The 15,045-nt window shown below is 43.8% G+C and carries 14 protein-coding genes; 4 read left to right on the forward strand and 10 right to left on the reverse strand.

The window, feature by feature from the left end:
• Positions 1-205: 205 nt before the first annotated feature.
• The 9 genes from atpG to IE165_RS18600 all read right to left on the reverse strand — a co-directional run bounded on the left by atpG (position 206) and on the right by IE165_RS18600 (position 8,363).
• Positions 206-1,093, reverse strand: coding sequence for an ATP synthase F1 subunit gamma (atpG, locus tag IE165_RS02725; RefSeq protein WP_189625075.1), 888 nt, complete (start codon positions 1,091-1,093; stop codon positions 206-208).
• A 74-nt stretch (positions 1,094-1,167) separates the two neighbouring features.
• Positions 1,168-2,742, reverse strand: coding sequence for a F0F1 ATP synthase subunit alpha (gene atpA / locus IE165_RS02730; RefSeq protein ID WP_189625076.1), 1,575 nt, complete (start codon positions 2,740-2,742; stop codon positions 1,168-1,170).
• Positions 2,743-2,799: 57 nt separating this feature from the next.
• Positions 2,800-3,345, reverse strand: a complete 546-nt coding sequence (gene atpH / locus IE165_RS02735) for an ATP synthase F1 subunit delta (protein ID WP_189625077.1) — start codon at positions 3,343-3,345, stop codon at positions 2,800-2,802.
• A gap of 56 nt (positions 3,346-3,401) precedes the next feature.
• Entirely contained in the window at positions 3,402-3,902 is a 501-nt protein-coding gene (locus IE165_RS02740) for a F0F1 ATP synthase subunit B (RefSeq protein ID WP_189625078.1), read from the reverse strand.
• A gap of 99 nt (positions 3,903-4,001) precedes the next feature.
• Positions 4,002-4,190 carry an ATP synthase F0 subunit C gene (gene atpE, locus IE165_RS02745; protein ID WP_028070619.1) on the reverse strand — a complete coding sequence of 63 codons (189 nt, stop codon included), beginning with the start codon at positions 4,188-4,190 and terminating at the stop codon, positions 4,002-4,004.
• A gap of 38 nt (positions 4,191-4,228) precedes the next feature.
• Complete coding sequence (atpB, locus tag IE165_RS02750; RefSeq protein WP_229826305.1) at positions 4,229-5,305, reverse strand: F0F1 ATP synthase subunit A; 1,077 nt, start codon at positions 5,303-5,305, stop codon at positions 4,229-4,231.
• Between the two features lie 114 nt (positions 5,306-5,419).
• The gene (locus IE165_RS02755; protein ID WP_189625080.1) at positions 5,420-5,824 is read right to left on the reverse strand and encodes a hypothetical protein; all 405 of its coding nucleotides are present in this window, start codon (positions 5,822-5,824) and stop codon (positions 5,420-5,422) included.
• A complete protein-coding gene (locus IE165_RS02760) occupies positions 5,817-6,044 on the reverse strand; it encodes an AtpZ/AtpI family protein (protein WP_189625081.1) in 228 nt (75 codons plus the stop codon). Before IE165_RS02760 ends, IE165_RS02755 begins: the two co-directional genes overlap by 8 nt.
• A 96-nt stretch (positions 6,045-6,140) precedes the next feature.
• A complete protein-coding gene (locus tag IE165_RS18600) occupies positions 6,141-8,363 on the reverse strand; it encodes a helix-turn-helix domain-containing protein (RefSeq protein ID WP_189625082.1) in 2,223 nt (740 codons plus the stop codon).
• A gap of 207 nt (positions 8,364-8,570) precedes the next feature.
• On the opposite strand from IE165_RS18600, the gene IE165_RS02770 reads away from it, so the two are divergent.
• The 4 genes from IE165_RS02770 (at position 8,571) to IE165_RS02785 (ending at position 14,019) form a co-directional block, all read left to right on the forward strand.
• On the forward strand, positions 8,571-9,074 hold the full coding sequence (locus tag IE165_RS02770; RefSeq protein ID WP_189625083.1) for a cupin domain-containing protein: 504 nt from the start codon (positions 8,571-8,573) through the stop codon (positions 9,072-9,074).
• 305 nt (positions 9,075-9,379) lie between these two features.
• A complete protein-coding gene (locus tag IE165_RS02775; protein ID WP_189625084.1) occupies positions 9,380-11,239 on the forward strand; it encodes a DNA topoisomerase IV subunit B in 1,860 nt (619 codons plus the stop codon).
• Positions 11,240-11,266: 27 nt separating this feature from the next.
• Entirely contained in the window at positions 11,267-12,109 is an 843-nt protein-coding gene (purU, locus tag IE165_RS02780; RefSeq protein ID WP_189625085.1) for a formyltetrahydrofolate deformylase, read from the forward strand.
• Positions 12,110-12,246: 137 nt separating this feature from the next.
• The gene (locus IE165_RS02785; protein WP_189625086.1) at positions 12,247-14,019 is read left to right on the forward strand and encodes a hypothetical protein; all 1,773 of its coding nucleotides are present in this window, start codon (positions 12,247-12,249) and stop codon (positions 14,017-14,019) included.
• Between the two features lie 107 nt (positions 14,020-14,126).
• Here IE165_RS02785 and IE165_RS02790 read toward each other — a convergent pair whose 3' ends face one another.
• Entirely contained in the window at positions 14,127-15,029 is a 903-nt protein-coding gene (locus IE165_RS02790) for a class I SAM-dependent methyltransferase (protein ID WP_189625087.1), read from the reverse strand.
• Positions 15,030-15,045 lie beyond the last annotated feature (16 nt).

Consider the following 15,045-nt stretch of genomic DNA (forward strand, 5'->3'; position numbering starts at 1 on the left):
AAATCTTCTAAAGAAAAAACAGCAGGAAGAAAAGTAAATGAATGGCTGCCAATAAACAGGCATTTATTTATGAAATGATGAAGACGCACGTGGCGGCTAGTTTGGTTTGTGACGATCCTTCCATCTATTGAAGACAACAAAAAACAAGGAAAGGCTGCCCACATCAAAATGGACAGCCCTTCGACCTTATAAAAATAATTAAAATTTAGCCGTTAGACAACGCTGCTGCACCGGATACAATCTCCGTTAATTCAGTTGTGATCGCAGCTTGACGGGCTTGGTTATAGGAAAGCTTCAACGACTTCAATAAGTCCCCCGCATTTTCCGTTGCTTTATCCATTGCAGTCATCCGGGCCCCGTGTTCAGAAGCATTGGAATCTAGCACAGCTTTAAAAAGCTGTGTTTTGATAGCCTTTGGAATCAACTCCTCTATAATCTTTTCCTTTGATGGCTCGATAATATAATCGACCTCATTCGCTGCATTCTCGGCTTGAGAGCTTTCCGGTGGAAGTAAAGGCAGCAACTGCTCAGCACTCATGATCTGCACAGCAGCATTCCGAAATTCGTTATACACAATCTCCACACGATCGATGTTTCCGGCTTTAAACTCGTCCATAACATAGGATGTCACCTGCGAGACATTAAGAAAATTCAAGTCGTTGTAAAGATCATTGTAGTTACCGATCACTTGAAAGCCACGCTTCTGGAAGAAATCATGACCACGTTTGCCGATAGCGATAATACGCAAATTTCCGCGTGCATGCTGCTCTGCATATTTACTAAAAATCAGATTGTTAGCCATTTTTATCGCATTCGCGTTGAACGCGCCTGCCAATCCTCTGTTGGATGTCAATACAATAACCAGCACTTTAGTCGGTATACGATCCTGCGTATACGGAGAGTCGTTACCTTCAACAGAAGCAGAAACTTGTGCTAAAATATCTCTTAGCTTATTGGCGTAAGGGCGTAACTGTACAATAGCATTTGTTGCACGCTTCAGTTTCGCCGCCGCAACCATTTTCATGGCTTTGGTGATCTGCTGCGTGGAGGTTACCGAGCTAATCCGGTTTCTTACTTCTTTTAAATTTGCCATATACTAGAGTAGATTGAGTATAAAGTAGTGTGTATGGAGTATACCGATACGCAATACGCTATACACCTATCCGATTAATATTTTGCTGCTAATTCTTTAGCGACTTTTTCTAAGACATCCGTCAACTCATCCGTAAATTTACCGGCTTTTAAGCTCGCCAAGACTTCTGGATGACGCTGCTCTAGCTGCATCAAATATTCCTCCTCAAATTGACGAACACTCTTAACTGGAACCGAACGGAACAAGCCTTTCGTACCTGCGTAGATAATAGCTACTTGCTTCTCTACCGATACGGGCGAATACTGTCCTTGCTTCAAAATTTCAACGTTGCGGATACCTTTATCCAATACCGCTTTAGTTGCCGCATCCAAATCGGAACCGAACTTTGCAAAAGCTTCCAGCTCACGGAACTGCGCCTGATCCAATTTCAATGTACCAGCAACTTTCTTCATCGACTTGATCTGTGCATTACCACCCACACGTGATACGGAGATACCTACGTTGATCGCAGGACGGATACCAGCGTTGAACAAGTTAGACTCCAAGAAAATCTGACCATCAGTAATGGAGATTACGTTAGTTGGGATATACGCAGAAACGTCACCAGCTTGTGTTTCAATGATAGGAAGTGCAGTTAAAGAACCGCCACCTTTTACCAAATGCTTAATGGAATCAGGAAGGTCGTTCATATTACGAGCGATCTCATCTGACGCATTGATTTTTGCAGCACGCTCCAATAAACGGGAGTGCAAATAGAATACGTCACCTGGATATGCTTCACGTCCCGGTGGGCGACGCAACAACAACGACACCTCGCGGTACGCCACGGCTTGTTTCGACAAATCATCATACACGATCAATGCCGGACGACCTGTATCACGGAAAAATTCTCCGATCGCAGCACCTGACATTGGGGCATAGAACTGCAGAGGCGCAGGATCAGAAGCAGAAGCCGCTACCACAATGGTATAGGCCATGGCACCTTTTTCTTCCAATACTCGAACGATATTGGCAACCGTAGAGTTTTTCTGACCTACTGCAACATATATACAGAACACAGGCTGCCCTGCATCATAAAATTCCTTTTGGTTTAAGATCGTGTCAATGCAAACTGCCGTTTTACCTGTTTGACGATCCCCAATAACCAGTTCCCGTTGACCGCGCCCAACCGGAATCATCGCATCAATCGCCTTGATACCTGTTTGTAATGGCTCCGTAACTGGTTGACGATAGATAACGCCCGGTGCTTTACGCTCAATAGGCATTTCATACGTTTCGCCAGTGATCGGTCCTTTACCATCAATAGGTTGACCTAGGGTGTTCACTACACGCCCTAACATACCCTCACCAACCTTGATCGATGCGATACGTTTGGTACGTTTAACCGTGTCACCTTCTTTAATTTCGTCCGAAGGTCCTAAAAGCACAACACCTGCGTTGTCTTCCTCGAGGTTTAGCACAATACCTTCTAATCCGTTATCAAATTCAACCAACTCACCGGACTGAACTTTAGTTAAGCCGTAAATACGAGCAATACCGTCACCCACAGTAAGTACGGTACCCACTTCCTCGAGTTCGGCTTCTGATTTAAAGCCTGACAACTGCTCTCTAAGAATTGCCGAAACTTCATCTGGTCTTACCTCTATCATTGTAATTATTATAAGGGGTTTTTGATTTTATTTTATTATCCAACAAGTTCAAGATGACTATACGCCTTGACTTACGAAATATTTATCCAATTTTTGCAACTTACCAGCAATACTAGCATCTACCTGCTTATCACCCACGCGCAGCACAAAGCCACCGATTAAAGACGAGTCTACTTTGTTCTTTAATAAAACTTTAGCGCCCACCTCTTTTGAAATCTTGGCCTGCAGCTCACCCAAATTCGCTTCCGACATCGCGGCCGCTGAAAAAACAGTTGCGTTGACAATGCCCTTTACTTCGTTGTATTCTCGAATAAATTCCTGCAAAATGTCCAAAAGGATATCCGCACGCCCTTTGCTAACCAAAATGGTAAAAAAGGAAACCACCAATGGGTTAACCTTATTATCAAAAATCGCCAACAAAATGCTGCGCTTTTTATCACTGCTGATAATTGGGTTTTTAAGAACTGCTTGGATTTCCGTATTAGACTTAAGGACCGCTATAACCTGCTCGACATCCGATTTCACTGCATCCAAGTCTCCTTGCTCCTGCACCAATTCAAGAAGGGATTTTGCGTACCTCGAGGCGACTGTAAAAATTGACATGCTATTAAATTAATAATTAAAAATTAAATACTAAAAAAGCGAAGCGCTCTTCTCTGCTAGTTTAATTTAACATCCTTCACCAAATCGGCAACAAATGCTTCCTGCTTATCTTGGTCTGCAAATTCTTTTGTTAACACTTTACGGGCGATATCCAAGGAAAGAGAAGAAACCTGATTTTTAACGGCGGCTAATGCCAAATTTTTCTGCTCTTCAATTTCAATTTTTGCCTGTTCTAAAATCCGCTTGCTGGACTCTTGCGCCTCGTGCTTAGCTTCGGAAACAATCTTATCTTTAAGTTCTTTCGCCTCTTTCAGAATCTCGTCCCGCTCTACACGTGCTTCCTTCAGCAATTGCTCATTTTCATTCGTCAAGCGGGTCATCTCCAATTTAGCTTTCTCCGCTGAAGCCAACGCATCAGAAATACCCTTTTCGCGATCCTCCAACGCATTGATGATTGGCTTCCAAGCAAATTTACCTAAGATAAATATTACAATCAATAAAATGATAATCTGCCAAAAGAACAAACCATATGAGAACTGATTAATTAATGCTTCCATTGTATATAGTCTAAGATATAAAGTGTTATTTTTTGTGCTTTGAAAAAAGCACCTTTTGCAACCAACCGTTGCAAAGGGTGCCTTGTACGATACACTGGATTATTTACCCAAGATTAAAGCACCGAATGCTAAACCTTCTACTAGGGCACCAATGATGATCATAGCAGTTTGAATTTTAGATGCTGCTTCTGGTTGGCGAGCGATAGCTTCCATAGCGGAACCACCGATTTTACCTAAACCTAAACCTGCACCGATTACGATTAAACCTGCTCCAATTAAGTTGTACATAGTAATGAATTTATAATATAAAATTTAACAAAAAATGCTTAGTGATGCGCATGTTCTTCCACTGCCATCCCGATAAATAACGAAGACAACATCGTAAAGATAAATGCTTGTAAAAAGGCTACCAACAGTTCCAAAAACGTCAAGATCAACGTCAATACCAAGGATACACCAATACTTCCCGGAATTGTCAACTGCTGTTGAAATAAGTATACGATGGCAATTAGTCCCATAACGACGGCGTGTCCAGCGGTAATATTTGCGAAAAGACGCAACATTAAGGAAAAAGGCTTGGTGAACATGCCTAAAACTTCAATAGGTGCTAATACGAATTTAAATGGAACAGGCACGCCCGGCATCCAAAAAATATGTTTCCAGTAGTCCTTATTTGCTTTGAAAGTGGTAATTAAGAATGTAAACAGTGCGAGGCATAACGTGATGGAAATATTACCAGTTACGTTAAACCCAAGGGGTGTTAAACCCAGAAGATTTAATACAAAAATCAGGAAAAACACCGATAATAAATAAGGCATAAACTCCTTGTATCGATGACCGATATTAGGCATCGCCATTTCGTCCCGCACATAAAGCACCAATGGTTCCAATGCTCGCCCGATGCCCTTAGGCAGCGCATTTGATCCTTTCTTGTATGTGCCAGCTAAGCTGATGAAACCCCAAAACAAAAGCGCGGCTGCCAAAAACAAACCCACCACATTTTTGGTAATGGAAAAATCCAATGGTTTTGCGTTCGTTGCGTGTCCATGCTCATCAAATGCCAATGTACCCGCTGCATCAGTCTTGTAGATCTTGCCATGATATAACGTGTAAAACTGCCCGTCCTTTTCTACCACTTTTTCACCATGATGAAACGCTCCCGAAGAGAACATCTTAAGGCCTCCATCAATCAGGATAACAGGCAACGGAAAACCGTAATGTTTTCCGGCTTTTTTATCGGTAAACAGTGAAAAATAATAATCGTCCTGCAAGTGATGCTGACTGTATTCCTGAATTTCTTCCGCTTGGGACTTCGGCTGCTCGCCATGACCGTGATGTCCTTCTTCTACCGCGTGAACTGTGGCAAAAGGGGCAACAGCAAAGAAGATTACTGCAAAAAACAAAAGTGCTCTTTTAAGACTCACCATTTTCGATTTACTATTGAATGATAAAAATTTTTGCGCAAAAATACAACTTTATTTGGCATTTGTTAACAAATGTTAGAACTTTTTAGCGATTTACTTTTCAACAACCTTTACTTCTTGATTTACAAGACGATACGCTACCAATATATCATACATTAAAAAGATAAAAAACACCCCTAAAAAGTTCAACTCTAAAAAGTCGTTTTCGAATAAATTTAGACCAGATTGAATAAACAAATAACTCGCGACCGCTTTAATAAGAATGCAACCCAGAAAAACGATACTTACGTAATTTTTCATCGCGAAATCTGCTAGTAGCAAGAAGGTCGCGACCGTTAATGAAGCGATGCATCCAAACGCATACATGCCCATCAACGTGTAGTGAGTTTGTTTCCAATAGGCATTCAAGCCTAAATTTTGCAACAGCAGCGTATGGATCCCAAAACCCAATACGGTTACTAAAAACAGCAATCCCCCAAATCTCGCGTACTTATTCATTCTTATTTAAATAATTGACCTGTCTTATAAACTGATACATCGATGCTATGACGCCTAACATGGTCAAGCCTTTCATCCACCATCCCCCTTCCACGCCATAGCGGCCATCTAACCAATCGCCTAGACGGTAGCACAGATAAATAGTCAAACCCATCTGTATGGGCATAGACGTAAAAACCAACCACTTATTTTTGGCGTTACTTCCCTTGTGTTTTTCCATCAGCAAACTAAAAGGACTCAAAGATAGGATTTAATATGCAGAAACTATCCTGTACACTCGTGCTTTCTATGATTTATTCCTCCCTGCGTGTGCGCGCTATCCGATCCCGAGTTCCAAAACCTTCTGCCCGATCTTGATATCTGGATAATCAAAATCGGCGCCTAACATGCCCTTTAGTTCCGACGACGATTTTTCCGGATTTTCCCGGATTACAGCCAGTATCCTGTTGAGTTTATCTTCTGTAATTAGGTCTGTTGCCTCGACCTCCTGCCCTACATAATTGATTAAGTGACCGTATATCGTCCCTACAACCATATCGCGCTTCTTAGCAATATCCTCTATACTAAACCCATCCATAAATAGATCAAGCGAAATGGCTTTGGTATCCTTCACGGCATCGTCATCCGCCACGGATTTGACGAGGCTGTCTTTGGTTGTCTCCCGCTCGTGCAGTGCATGAACAATGGCTGACAAATCACCTTCTTCGGTCAAGATATCCGCTATGGTCAAACAATGGGCGAGCTGTTCTTTCTTCCTCCTGAAATCAAGCAATAACGAACGTAGCTCCTCGGTGTATTTCTTGGTTCGTTTCTTTACCTTCCACTCCTCAATATGCTGCTGCGTCGACAGGAGCACATCGGCATCAAATTTTGGCAGAAACCAAGCCACGGCAGATTTAGTTCGCGCACAGATTTTACCGTAGTCCAACTGCTCTTTATCGCGAAGCATGGCATAAAGTTGCGTAACGAATTTATTGGCAACCTTCTCCTGCTCTTGCAGTGCGCCAATCAGCCCCCCGAAATAGTCTAAGGCAGCATCTTTACTATCGATATTACGCTTCATCAACGATGCTTTAAGCTCCTGCGCACCCTCCACCAAGGATGTCCAACGAAAGCTCTGCAACAAAATTTGCCCCATATAATGCCGTTGACATAGCTCCAAGATTTTGCCAACCTCTTCCCCCGAGGTCATCCGCTGCATGAAATCCACTACCTGAGAATCCGTGCGAATAGAGTGGTGCGGAATCCTAGACTTCAACACCAAACCATCCAAACCGGTAAGTCGGCTTAAGGCAACATATACTTGTCCGGCAGCAAATGAAGTTCCTGCATCAATGACTGCTCTATCGAAAGTTAATCCTTGGCTTTTATGAATCGTAATGGCCCATGCCAAGCGCAAGGGGTACTGCGAAAACGTACCCATTACCTCTTCTTCTATCTTGTCCTCGCCCTTATTGTAGTTGTAACGGATATTTTCCCATGTTTCACGGCGCACGGTCACATCCTCTGAGCCATCCTTAAACCCTACAACCACCTGATGTTTGTCAAGATTGAGCTCCTTGACCTCTCCTATCTTTCCATTGAAAAATTTGCGATCCTCGCCACTATCGTTCTTGATGAACATTACCTGGGCACCGATCTTAAGTGGCAATGTCTCTTCCGCCGGATAGGAAGATTGCTGAAATTCATCCTTCACGACGGCTTTCAAATTGTGGAGCGTACCACTTAATTGAAGCAGTTGTTCTTGGTTGATACTGTCGGCCAACTTATTGTGCGAAGTAAGGGTAATGAACTGCTCACCACCGTTTGGCGTAAAACCTTCGCGGTAGTGCGAGTTTAAGTAATCCAAATCAGGCTGTGTACACTTATTGTTACGAATATTGTTTAAGAGCTCAATAAAATTACTATCGTTTTGGCGGTAAATCTTACGGAGCTCCAACAAAACCGGCGGATGTTCACGCAATACCTTGGCATCAAAGAAAAACGGACTGCTGTAGTGCTGGCGCAACACCTGCCATTCGTGATCGCGCACGACTGGCGGTAGCTGGTACAAATCGCCGATAAAAAGCATTTGCACACCGCCAAAAGGACGCATGTCTCTCCGTACAGATTTCAATATGACATCGATTGCATCCAAAGTATCTGCCCGTACCATTGACACCTCATCAATAACAAGAAGTTCCAGTTCCTGTAAGATGGCTCGGCGCTGCTTTGTCAGCTTGATGGTCGAAAAGAGCCGACTTTTGTTGTAAATGCCGCTATCGTGCTCGTCCCATTTCAAGGGGTAATCTTCGATGAACATTCCGAAAGGGAGCCAAAACAAAGCGTGCAACGTAGTCCCGCCGGCATTCATAGCTGCGACACCTGTAGGGGCCGTAACCGCCATCTTCTTGTACGAGTTTTCGCGTATATATTTTAAAAAAGTAGTTTTCCCCGTCCCTGCTTTTCCGGTCAAAAACAAATGTTGATTGGTTTGATTGACAAAAGAAACGGCCTGCATGAAGGCAATATTTTTATCGTCAACTTTTGGTTGTCCCATGAATGTCCCCTTGATGATTGATGAAAGACAAAGATAAGCATATCTATCCGTTCAGCAGGGACAACGAACGCACTATTCTGATCGTAGGCGACACTTAGCCGGAAGAAAACGGCTCTGAGCAAGATTTGCTCATCCTTGTGACCCAAAGCTCCTTTTTATTTTGTGTATTTTGAGAAAACAGCTAACTTCACCGCAAATACATAAGACATGGCAGAAAATATTGATAAAGGCGAATTATTTAGCCAAATTGAGGAGAAATTAAAGAACGAAGGTTTCCAGATCGACAACATTGACCAAACGAGACCTTGGGGTGGCTTTTTTGTTATCAACGAAGATCAGGCGCAGCAATTTGCCGACCAATACTTCGATGGATTGGACGTACAAGGGTTAAAAATATCCGGCAAGTTAAGTCCAAAGATCCTTATTGTAGCTCCGAACAAACGCCTCTCTTGGCAATACCATCACCGGAGAGCCGAAATCTGGCGCGTTACGCAAGGTGAAGTAGGGGTGGTAACAAGCGCTACAGACGAAGAAAATGAGCTGAAACGATTGGGTGAAGGCGAGTTTATCCGTCTTTCACAAGGAGAAAGACATCGTCTTATAGGGTTAGCGGGTTATGGTGTGGTGGCGGAGATATGGCAACATACTGATAGCGAAAACCCTTCTGACGAAAGCGATATTGTACGTGTACAAGACGATTTCGGACGTTAAACAACACATGCATGAAGGGAGATTCAAAACCACTCTTCATGCATTTTGCCTCCCCCAAGGTTCCCGGGATTAGCCAGCTTCATATGGGAAGCAAATTGGACAAACTGCTATGCTAGCAGATTTTATATCGCACGAATCTATTTAAAACTCCAGCGTCCTTAAAAATGTAAATAAGTCCGACCTCCCCTTGTATGCTGCCCCGATATTTTATCCCGACACAGTCGCCCCTTTTCATCATAGGCATCCTTCAGATTTTTTGCTATTTTTGTTCTCGAAACGAGTAAGTTTACACCTCATAGAATTACATGACGACATATAACGAAGACAGTATACGGTCATTAGACTGGAAAGAACACATTCGCCTACGTCCTGGTATGTACATCGGAAAATTAGGCGATGGGTCTGCATACGATGATGGCATCTATGTTCTGTTAAAAGAAATTGTGGACAATTCCATCGATGAGTTTGTTATGGGCGCCGGAAAGACGATTGACATCACCGTTCATGAGAACAAGGTCGCAGTTCGGGACTATGGGCGTGGTATACCCATTGGTTCTGTGGTAGACGTCGTATCCAAAATAAACACCGGAGGAAAGTATGATAGCAAGGCTTTTCAAAAGTCTGTTGGACTCAACGGCGTTGGTACAAAAGCGGTGAATGCCCTGTCCAGCCAATTCGTTGTGCAATCATATCGGCAAGGTGTAACGAGGATCGCCCAATTTGGCTGTGGCGAACTGGTGAGCGACGAGCAAAAAGAAACCTCCCAACGGAATGGAACGGCAACAAGTTTTTTTCCAGACGAATCCATCTTTCGCAATTATAAATTCCGTACGGAGTTTGTGGAAAATATGATTTGGAATTATGTGTTTCTAAATGCCGGTTTGACCATCAATTTCAACGGACAAAAATACATCTCGGAAAATGGTTTAAAAGATCTTTTAGAGCGAAATATCGATACCGAGGCCATGCGTTATCCTATTATCCACCTGAAAGGTGAAGATATTGAGATCGCGCTAACACACGGTCAACAATATGGCGAGGAATATTATTCTTTCGTTAACGGCCAGCACACCACACAAGGAGGAACGCACCAAGCATCTTTTCGCGAAGCAATTGTAAAGACCGTACGCGAATTTTACAAAAAAGAATTCGATGCCGCGGATATTCGGTCATCAATTATCGGCGCGATTGCGATCAAAGTACAAGAACCCGTTTTTGAATCGCAAACGAAAACAAAATTGGGCTCACAAAGTATCGGTCCAGAGGGTCCAACGGTACGTACCTTTATCAACGACTTCATCAAAAAAGCCCTCGATGATTACTTGCATAAAAATCAGGATACCGCTGATGCTTTGCTGAAGCGTATCTTACAATCGGAGCGCGAACGCAAAGACATTGCCGGCATCAAGAAACTTGCCAACGAACGCGCAAAGAAAGCTTCTTTGCACAATAGAAAGCTGCGCGACTGTAAGGTGCATTACAACGATAAAAACGAACGCAACCAAGAGACAACTTTGTTCATCACCGAAGGGGATTCTGCCAGCGGTTCGATCACGAAGTCTCGTGATGTACAAACACAGGCAGTCTTCAGTTTAAAAGGAAAACCGCTAAACTCTTACGGCATGTCCAAGAAGATTGTGTATGAAAACGAAGAATTTAACTTGCTACAGCACGCTTTAAACATAGAGGACGGCTTAGATGGCTTGCGCTACAACAATATTGTCGTCGCTACCGATGCTGATGTGGACGGCATGCACATCCGTCTGCTGCTGTTGACCTTCTTTCTACAATTTTTTCCTGATTTGGTGAAAGCCGGACATGTCTCCATCTTACAAACGCCACTGTTCAGGGTGCGAAACAAAAAGGAAACGATCTACTGCTACTCCGACGAAGAGCGGCAACGTGCCATAGCGAAACTTGGCGGCAAGCCTGAAATTACGCGTTTCAAAGGGCTAGGAGAAATTTCTCCGTCCGAATTTGGACTATTCATCGGGAAAGACATCCGTTTAGATCCGGTAATTTTATCCAAAGAGAACAAATTACCACAGTTAATGGAATATTACATGGGGAAGAATACCCCTGAGCGGCAACGACATATCGTGGATAACCTCCGCATAGAAGTAGACTTAGAAGAAGAACTCGCAAAAGCTGCCGTAACCGCGTAAGCGTTACGGCTATTAGGCAAATTAAGCATGCACAACCAAACCTTAATCCTTATCCAATGCCAAGATGCCGTTGGACTGGTCGCGGGAATTGCCCAGATCATTGCCCAGCATCAACTGAATATCGTCACCATGCGGGAATTTGTTGACGAAGAAAACAAAAAGTTTTTCCTGCGTGTGGCATGTAGCGGTTTACCTGCGAAAATTTCGGCCCTGCAGGACGACCTGCTGTCCACTTTACCTCCTCAGGCGATCGTGACTATCAATCCCGATCGCAAGAAGAAAATTGTTGTGCTGGTCACAAAAGAGCATCATTGTCTTGCAGATATATTAGTTCGCCATTTCTTTCAAACGCTAAATGCCGATGTAAAAGCGGTCGTAGGTAATTACGACAACTTGAAAGATTTTACGGAAAAGTTTACTATTCCCTATCACTTGGTATCGCATCAAGACAAAAGCAAAGAACAGTTCGAACATGAGCTGGCCGAAATCGTCGAAAGCTATCAGCCGGATTATATCGTATTGGCAAAGTTCATGCGCATCTTATCTCCTGATTTCGTAGCTCGATTTGAAAATAAACTCATCAACATTCATCACTCTTTTTTGCCTGCCTTTATTGGCGCAAACCCTTATCGACAAGCTCATACACGAGGCGTAAAGATCATCGGTGCTACCGCCCACTTTGTTACCAACGATTTGGATGAAGGACCGATTATCGTGCAACGCACCAAATCCATCAATCACAGTTACGACGTTCCTAACCTAGTTATTGCGGGTAAGGAGATTGAAAAAGCAGTGCTTAGCCACGCGATACAGCTACTTATGGAAGATCGCGTGATGCGGCAGGGCAACAAGACTGTCGTCTTTGAGTAGCGCCACAACCTTATCGGAAACGTCAGCGTAAAACTAGGGCATGCATGTACAAAATGATCGATATCATTTTTTCGTAGCGGCTCCATTATTTTATAGCTATATGTATTTGCCGTACTTCGCAAGTATATTACAGCTATATGAAACATGGTTTCCACATTCCAGTATTAGGACTGGCATTTTCCGTCGATACCCCCTTGAAAGTGGCTAAATTCGGAATCAATTCAGTTGTTTCCATTGTTGATGATGAATTGATCGAGCGGATGCGCTTGTTCTATTTAGAAAAAAACAATATCCAAGGCCAACCCATACAAAAGAAAGACGGCGATTACCGCGCGAAGAGAATAACGGCATACTTGAACCTGCTGAAGCAGCTTGTCGAAGCCGACGTGCGTGCGATGGAGGACAGTGCATTTCTGCCCGGCTCCGATCTAAACAAATATTTCGACCTGCTTCCTCATAGCAGCCCAGACAAAAAGATCTATCTAGAAATGTCGAAGATGGAGCCGGGCAAAGAACGAGATGTACTGTCCCACAAACTGAAGTCAGCAATCCAGGCAGGCGATATTGATGTAAACATCATGTCTAAAGTTGACAAAATCAATTTTGACACGAAAGGAGTGACACTAGAAGATAAGCACTCAGATGCGCTGGCGGCCTTACGTGGGTTTGCCTACTCTACGCTGCGCTCATCCGTCGTCCTTTCCGCGGGTATGAACCCCCGGCTTTATCAATACATCGCGGAACTGTCCGCCTTTCTTCCGAATGATGTTGGCGAATTGGAAAAGAAGATCACGCTAAAGGTGTCCGATTTCCGATCGGCCTATATACAGGCGAAATACCTCGTAAAAAAGGGGATCTGGGTTTCTGAATTCCGTATAGAATCGGGCTTGAACTGTGGCGGCCATGCTTTTGCTACAGATGGTTATTTGTTGGGTCCAATATTAGAAGAATTCAAACAAAAAAGGCAGGAACTGCTACAGGAATTGTCGGGTATTTACAAAAGCGCTTTATTGCAGAAAGGCTACCTGCAGGTGCCCGACTTTACTATCCGGTTTACTGTACAGGGGGGCATTGGAACTGCCCAAGAACAGTCTTTCCTGTTGACCTACTATGGCTTCGACAGCGTTGGTTGGGGTTCACCATTCTTATTGGTTCCAGAAGCTACCACGGTAGATGACGAAACATTAAACCACCTCATCCATTCAGAAAGGGAAGATTTCTACCTTAGCAACGCCTCTCCTCTTGGTGTCCCGTTCAGAAATTTTAAGAAAAGTACGGCAGAACAGGAACGTCTTGAGCGTATCCGAAAGGGACGCCCCGGAAGCCCTTGCACGAAAAAGTATCTCATTTCGAACACCGAATTTTCGGAAACACCTATTTGTACCGCCGCGCGCGCCTATCAACATGCCAAAATAAAAGAGCTAGAAACGCAGCAACTATCTGTTGAAGCGTTCCGAGCAGCCTATCATAAAATAACCGAAAAAGCTTGCCTTTGCGATGGCCTTGCAGCGGCAGCATACCTGAAGTATGGTATCAGCAAGCCAAAGGAAAGCACGGCTGTCGCAATCTGCCCGGGCCCCAACACAGCTTTCTTTCAAGAAACCTATTCGCTCCAACAGATGGTAGATCATATATACGGCAGAGCACCTATAGCCCTTAGCGACAGGCCTCACTTCTTTATCAATGAACTCCAGCTGTATGTAGACTATCTGCGGAATTACATCCAAGATATCGCGCAAGACGATAGAAAAGTGAAATTTGCCGAGAAGTTTAAAGTACAGCTGCTGGACGGAATCAGTTACTACCGTACACTTGGCAAACTATTTGGCAAGCTGAATGTCTTTGACCTTCCAGCCTTTTTATCGGGATTGACGACCTGTGAAGAGCAACTGCTAAAACTTCAACACTAACAAAAAATGGGATTTACTACATTCGTAGATCCCATTGACAAGCTATAAGTAACCTGCGTTACCGAAGAAAAAAAGACTACAGCCAGCTCTGCATTAGATATCTCAGGTTATATCGCTAGCTTACGGAACTTACCAAAAACCCCCAATGGGAGCTTGGAGCCGGCCGTTGCTTGCAGATACAGCTCACCGATCTCAAGGTTTTCCACCGCTGGAAAAGATGTACGGATCAAATTTTCGACAATGACAGAAGAAAATCCGAGCGAGTAGGAATTCAAGATCAAGAAATGCTCCTTCGGATCCAATAGCTGCACTACATCGCGCATCATCTCCATGATGTGATCTTCAAGCTTCCATTTCTCGCCTTTTGGCCCGTGCCCATATGCTGGTGGATCCAATATGATACCGTTATATGTATTGCCTCTTTTAAGTTCACGCTTCACAAATTTCAACGCATCTTCGACTACCCAACGGATGTTATCGATCGCTGAAAGGTCCTGATTTTCATTGGCCCAGGTAACAACCTGTTTGATGGAATCCACGTGCGTGGTATCCGCTCCAGCGGCTTTTGCGATGAGTGAAGCTCCACCTGTATACGCGAAAAGATTCAGGACTTTCGGTTGTGCGGTCTTAAAAGATTTTACCGACTCCGAAATATAGTCCCAATTTACAGCCTGCTCTGGGAAGATCCCCACGTGCTTAAAGGATGTCAAGCCCAATCGAAACTTTATGGCAACATCATTATTCTTGTAGCTGATATGCCAACGATCTCTAAGCTTGGGATCTTTCTTTACCCAATCCCCCGATGTTGCCGAGCGTCCCCTGAAACGGATGTGGTGTTTTTTTGTCCATTCAGCCTCTGACAGCGTTTTAGGCCACACAGCTTGCGGCTCGGGGCGAATCAGCACCAATTCCCCAAATCGTTCCAATTTCTCAAAATCTCCGCAATCAATAAGCTCGTAGTCGGCCCAGTGTTTTGGCGTAAGCAGCTGAATAGTTGTTGTTGAAGTCAAAAGCTAAATTTCAAAA

Origin of the sequence: Sphingobacterium griseoflavum, from assembly GCF_014653155.1 — a bacterium.
Lineage (GTDB): Bacteria > Bacteroidota > Bacteroidia > Sphingobacteriales > Sphingobacteriaceae > Sphingobacterium > Sphingobacterium griseoflavum.

Coding starts and splice junctions, on each gene's coding strand:
- atpH (WP_189625077.1), bottom strand. CDS start 3,345: ATGTCAATTTTTACAGTCGCCTCGAGGTACGCAAAATCCCTTCTTGAA.
- atpE (WP_028070619.1), bottom strand. CDS start 4,190: ATGTACAACTTAATTGGAGCAGGTTTAATCGTAATCGGTGCAGGTTTA.
- IE165_RS02775 (WP_189625084.1), top strand. CDS start 9,380: ATGACGACATATAACGAAGACAGTATACGGTCATTAGACTGGAAAGAA.
- atpG (WP_189625075.1), bottom strand. CDS start 1,093: ATGGCAAATTTAAAAGAAGTAAGAAACCGGATTAGCTCGGTAACCTCC.
- IE165_RS02785 (WP_189625086.1), top strand. CDS start 12,247: ATGAAACATGGTTTCCACATTCCAGTATTAGGACTGGCATTTTCCGTC.
- IE165_RS18600 (WP_189625082.1), bottom strand. CDS start 8,363: ATGGGACAACCAAAAGTTGACGATAAAAATATTGCCTTCATGCAGGCC.
- purU (WP_189625085.1), top strand. CDS start 11,267: ATGCACAACCAAACCTTAATCCTTATCCAATGCCAAGATGCCGTTGGA.
- IE165_RS02755 (WP_189625080.1), bottom strand. CDS start 5,824: ATGAATAAGTACGCGAGATTTGGGGGATTGCTGTTTTTAGTAACCGTA.
- IE165_RS02770 (WP_189625083.1), top strand. CDS start 8,571: ATGGCAGAAAATATTGATAAAGGCGAATTATTTAGCCAAATTGAGGAG.
- atpA (WP_189625076.1), bottom strand. CDS start 2,742: ATGATAGAGGTAAGACCAGATGAAGTTTCGGCAATTCTTAGAGAGCAG.
- IE165_RS02760 (WP_189625081.1), bottom strand. CDS start 6,044: ATGGAAAAACACAAGGGAAGTAACGCCAAAAATAAGTGGTTGGTTTTT.
- IE165_RS02740 (WP_189625078.1), bottom strand. CDS start 3,902: ATGGAAGCATTAATTAATCAGTTCTCATATGGTTTGTTCTTTTGGCAG.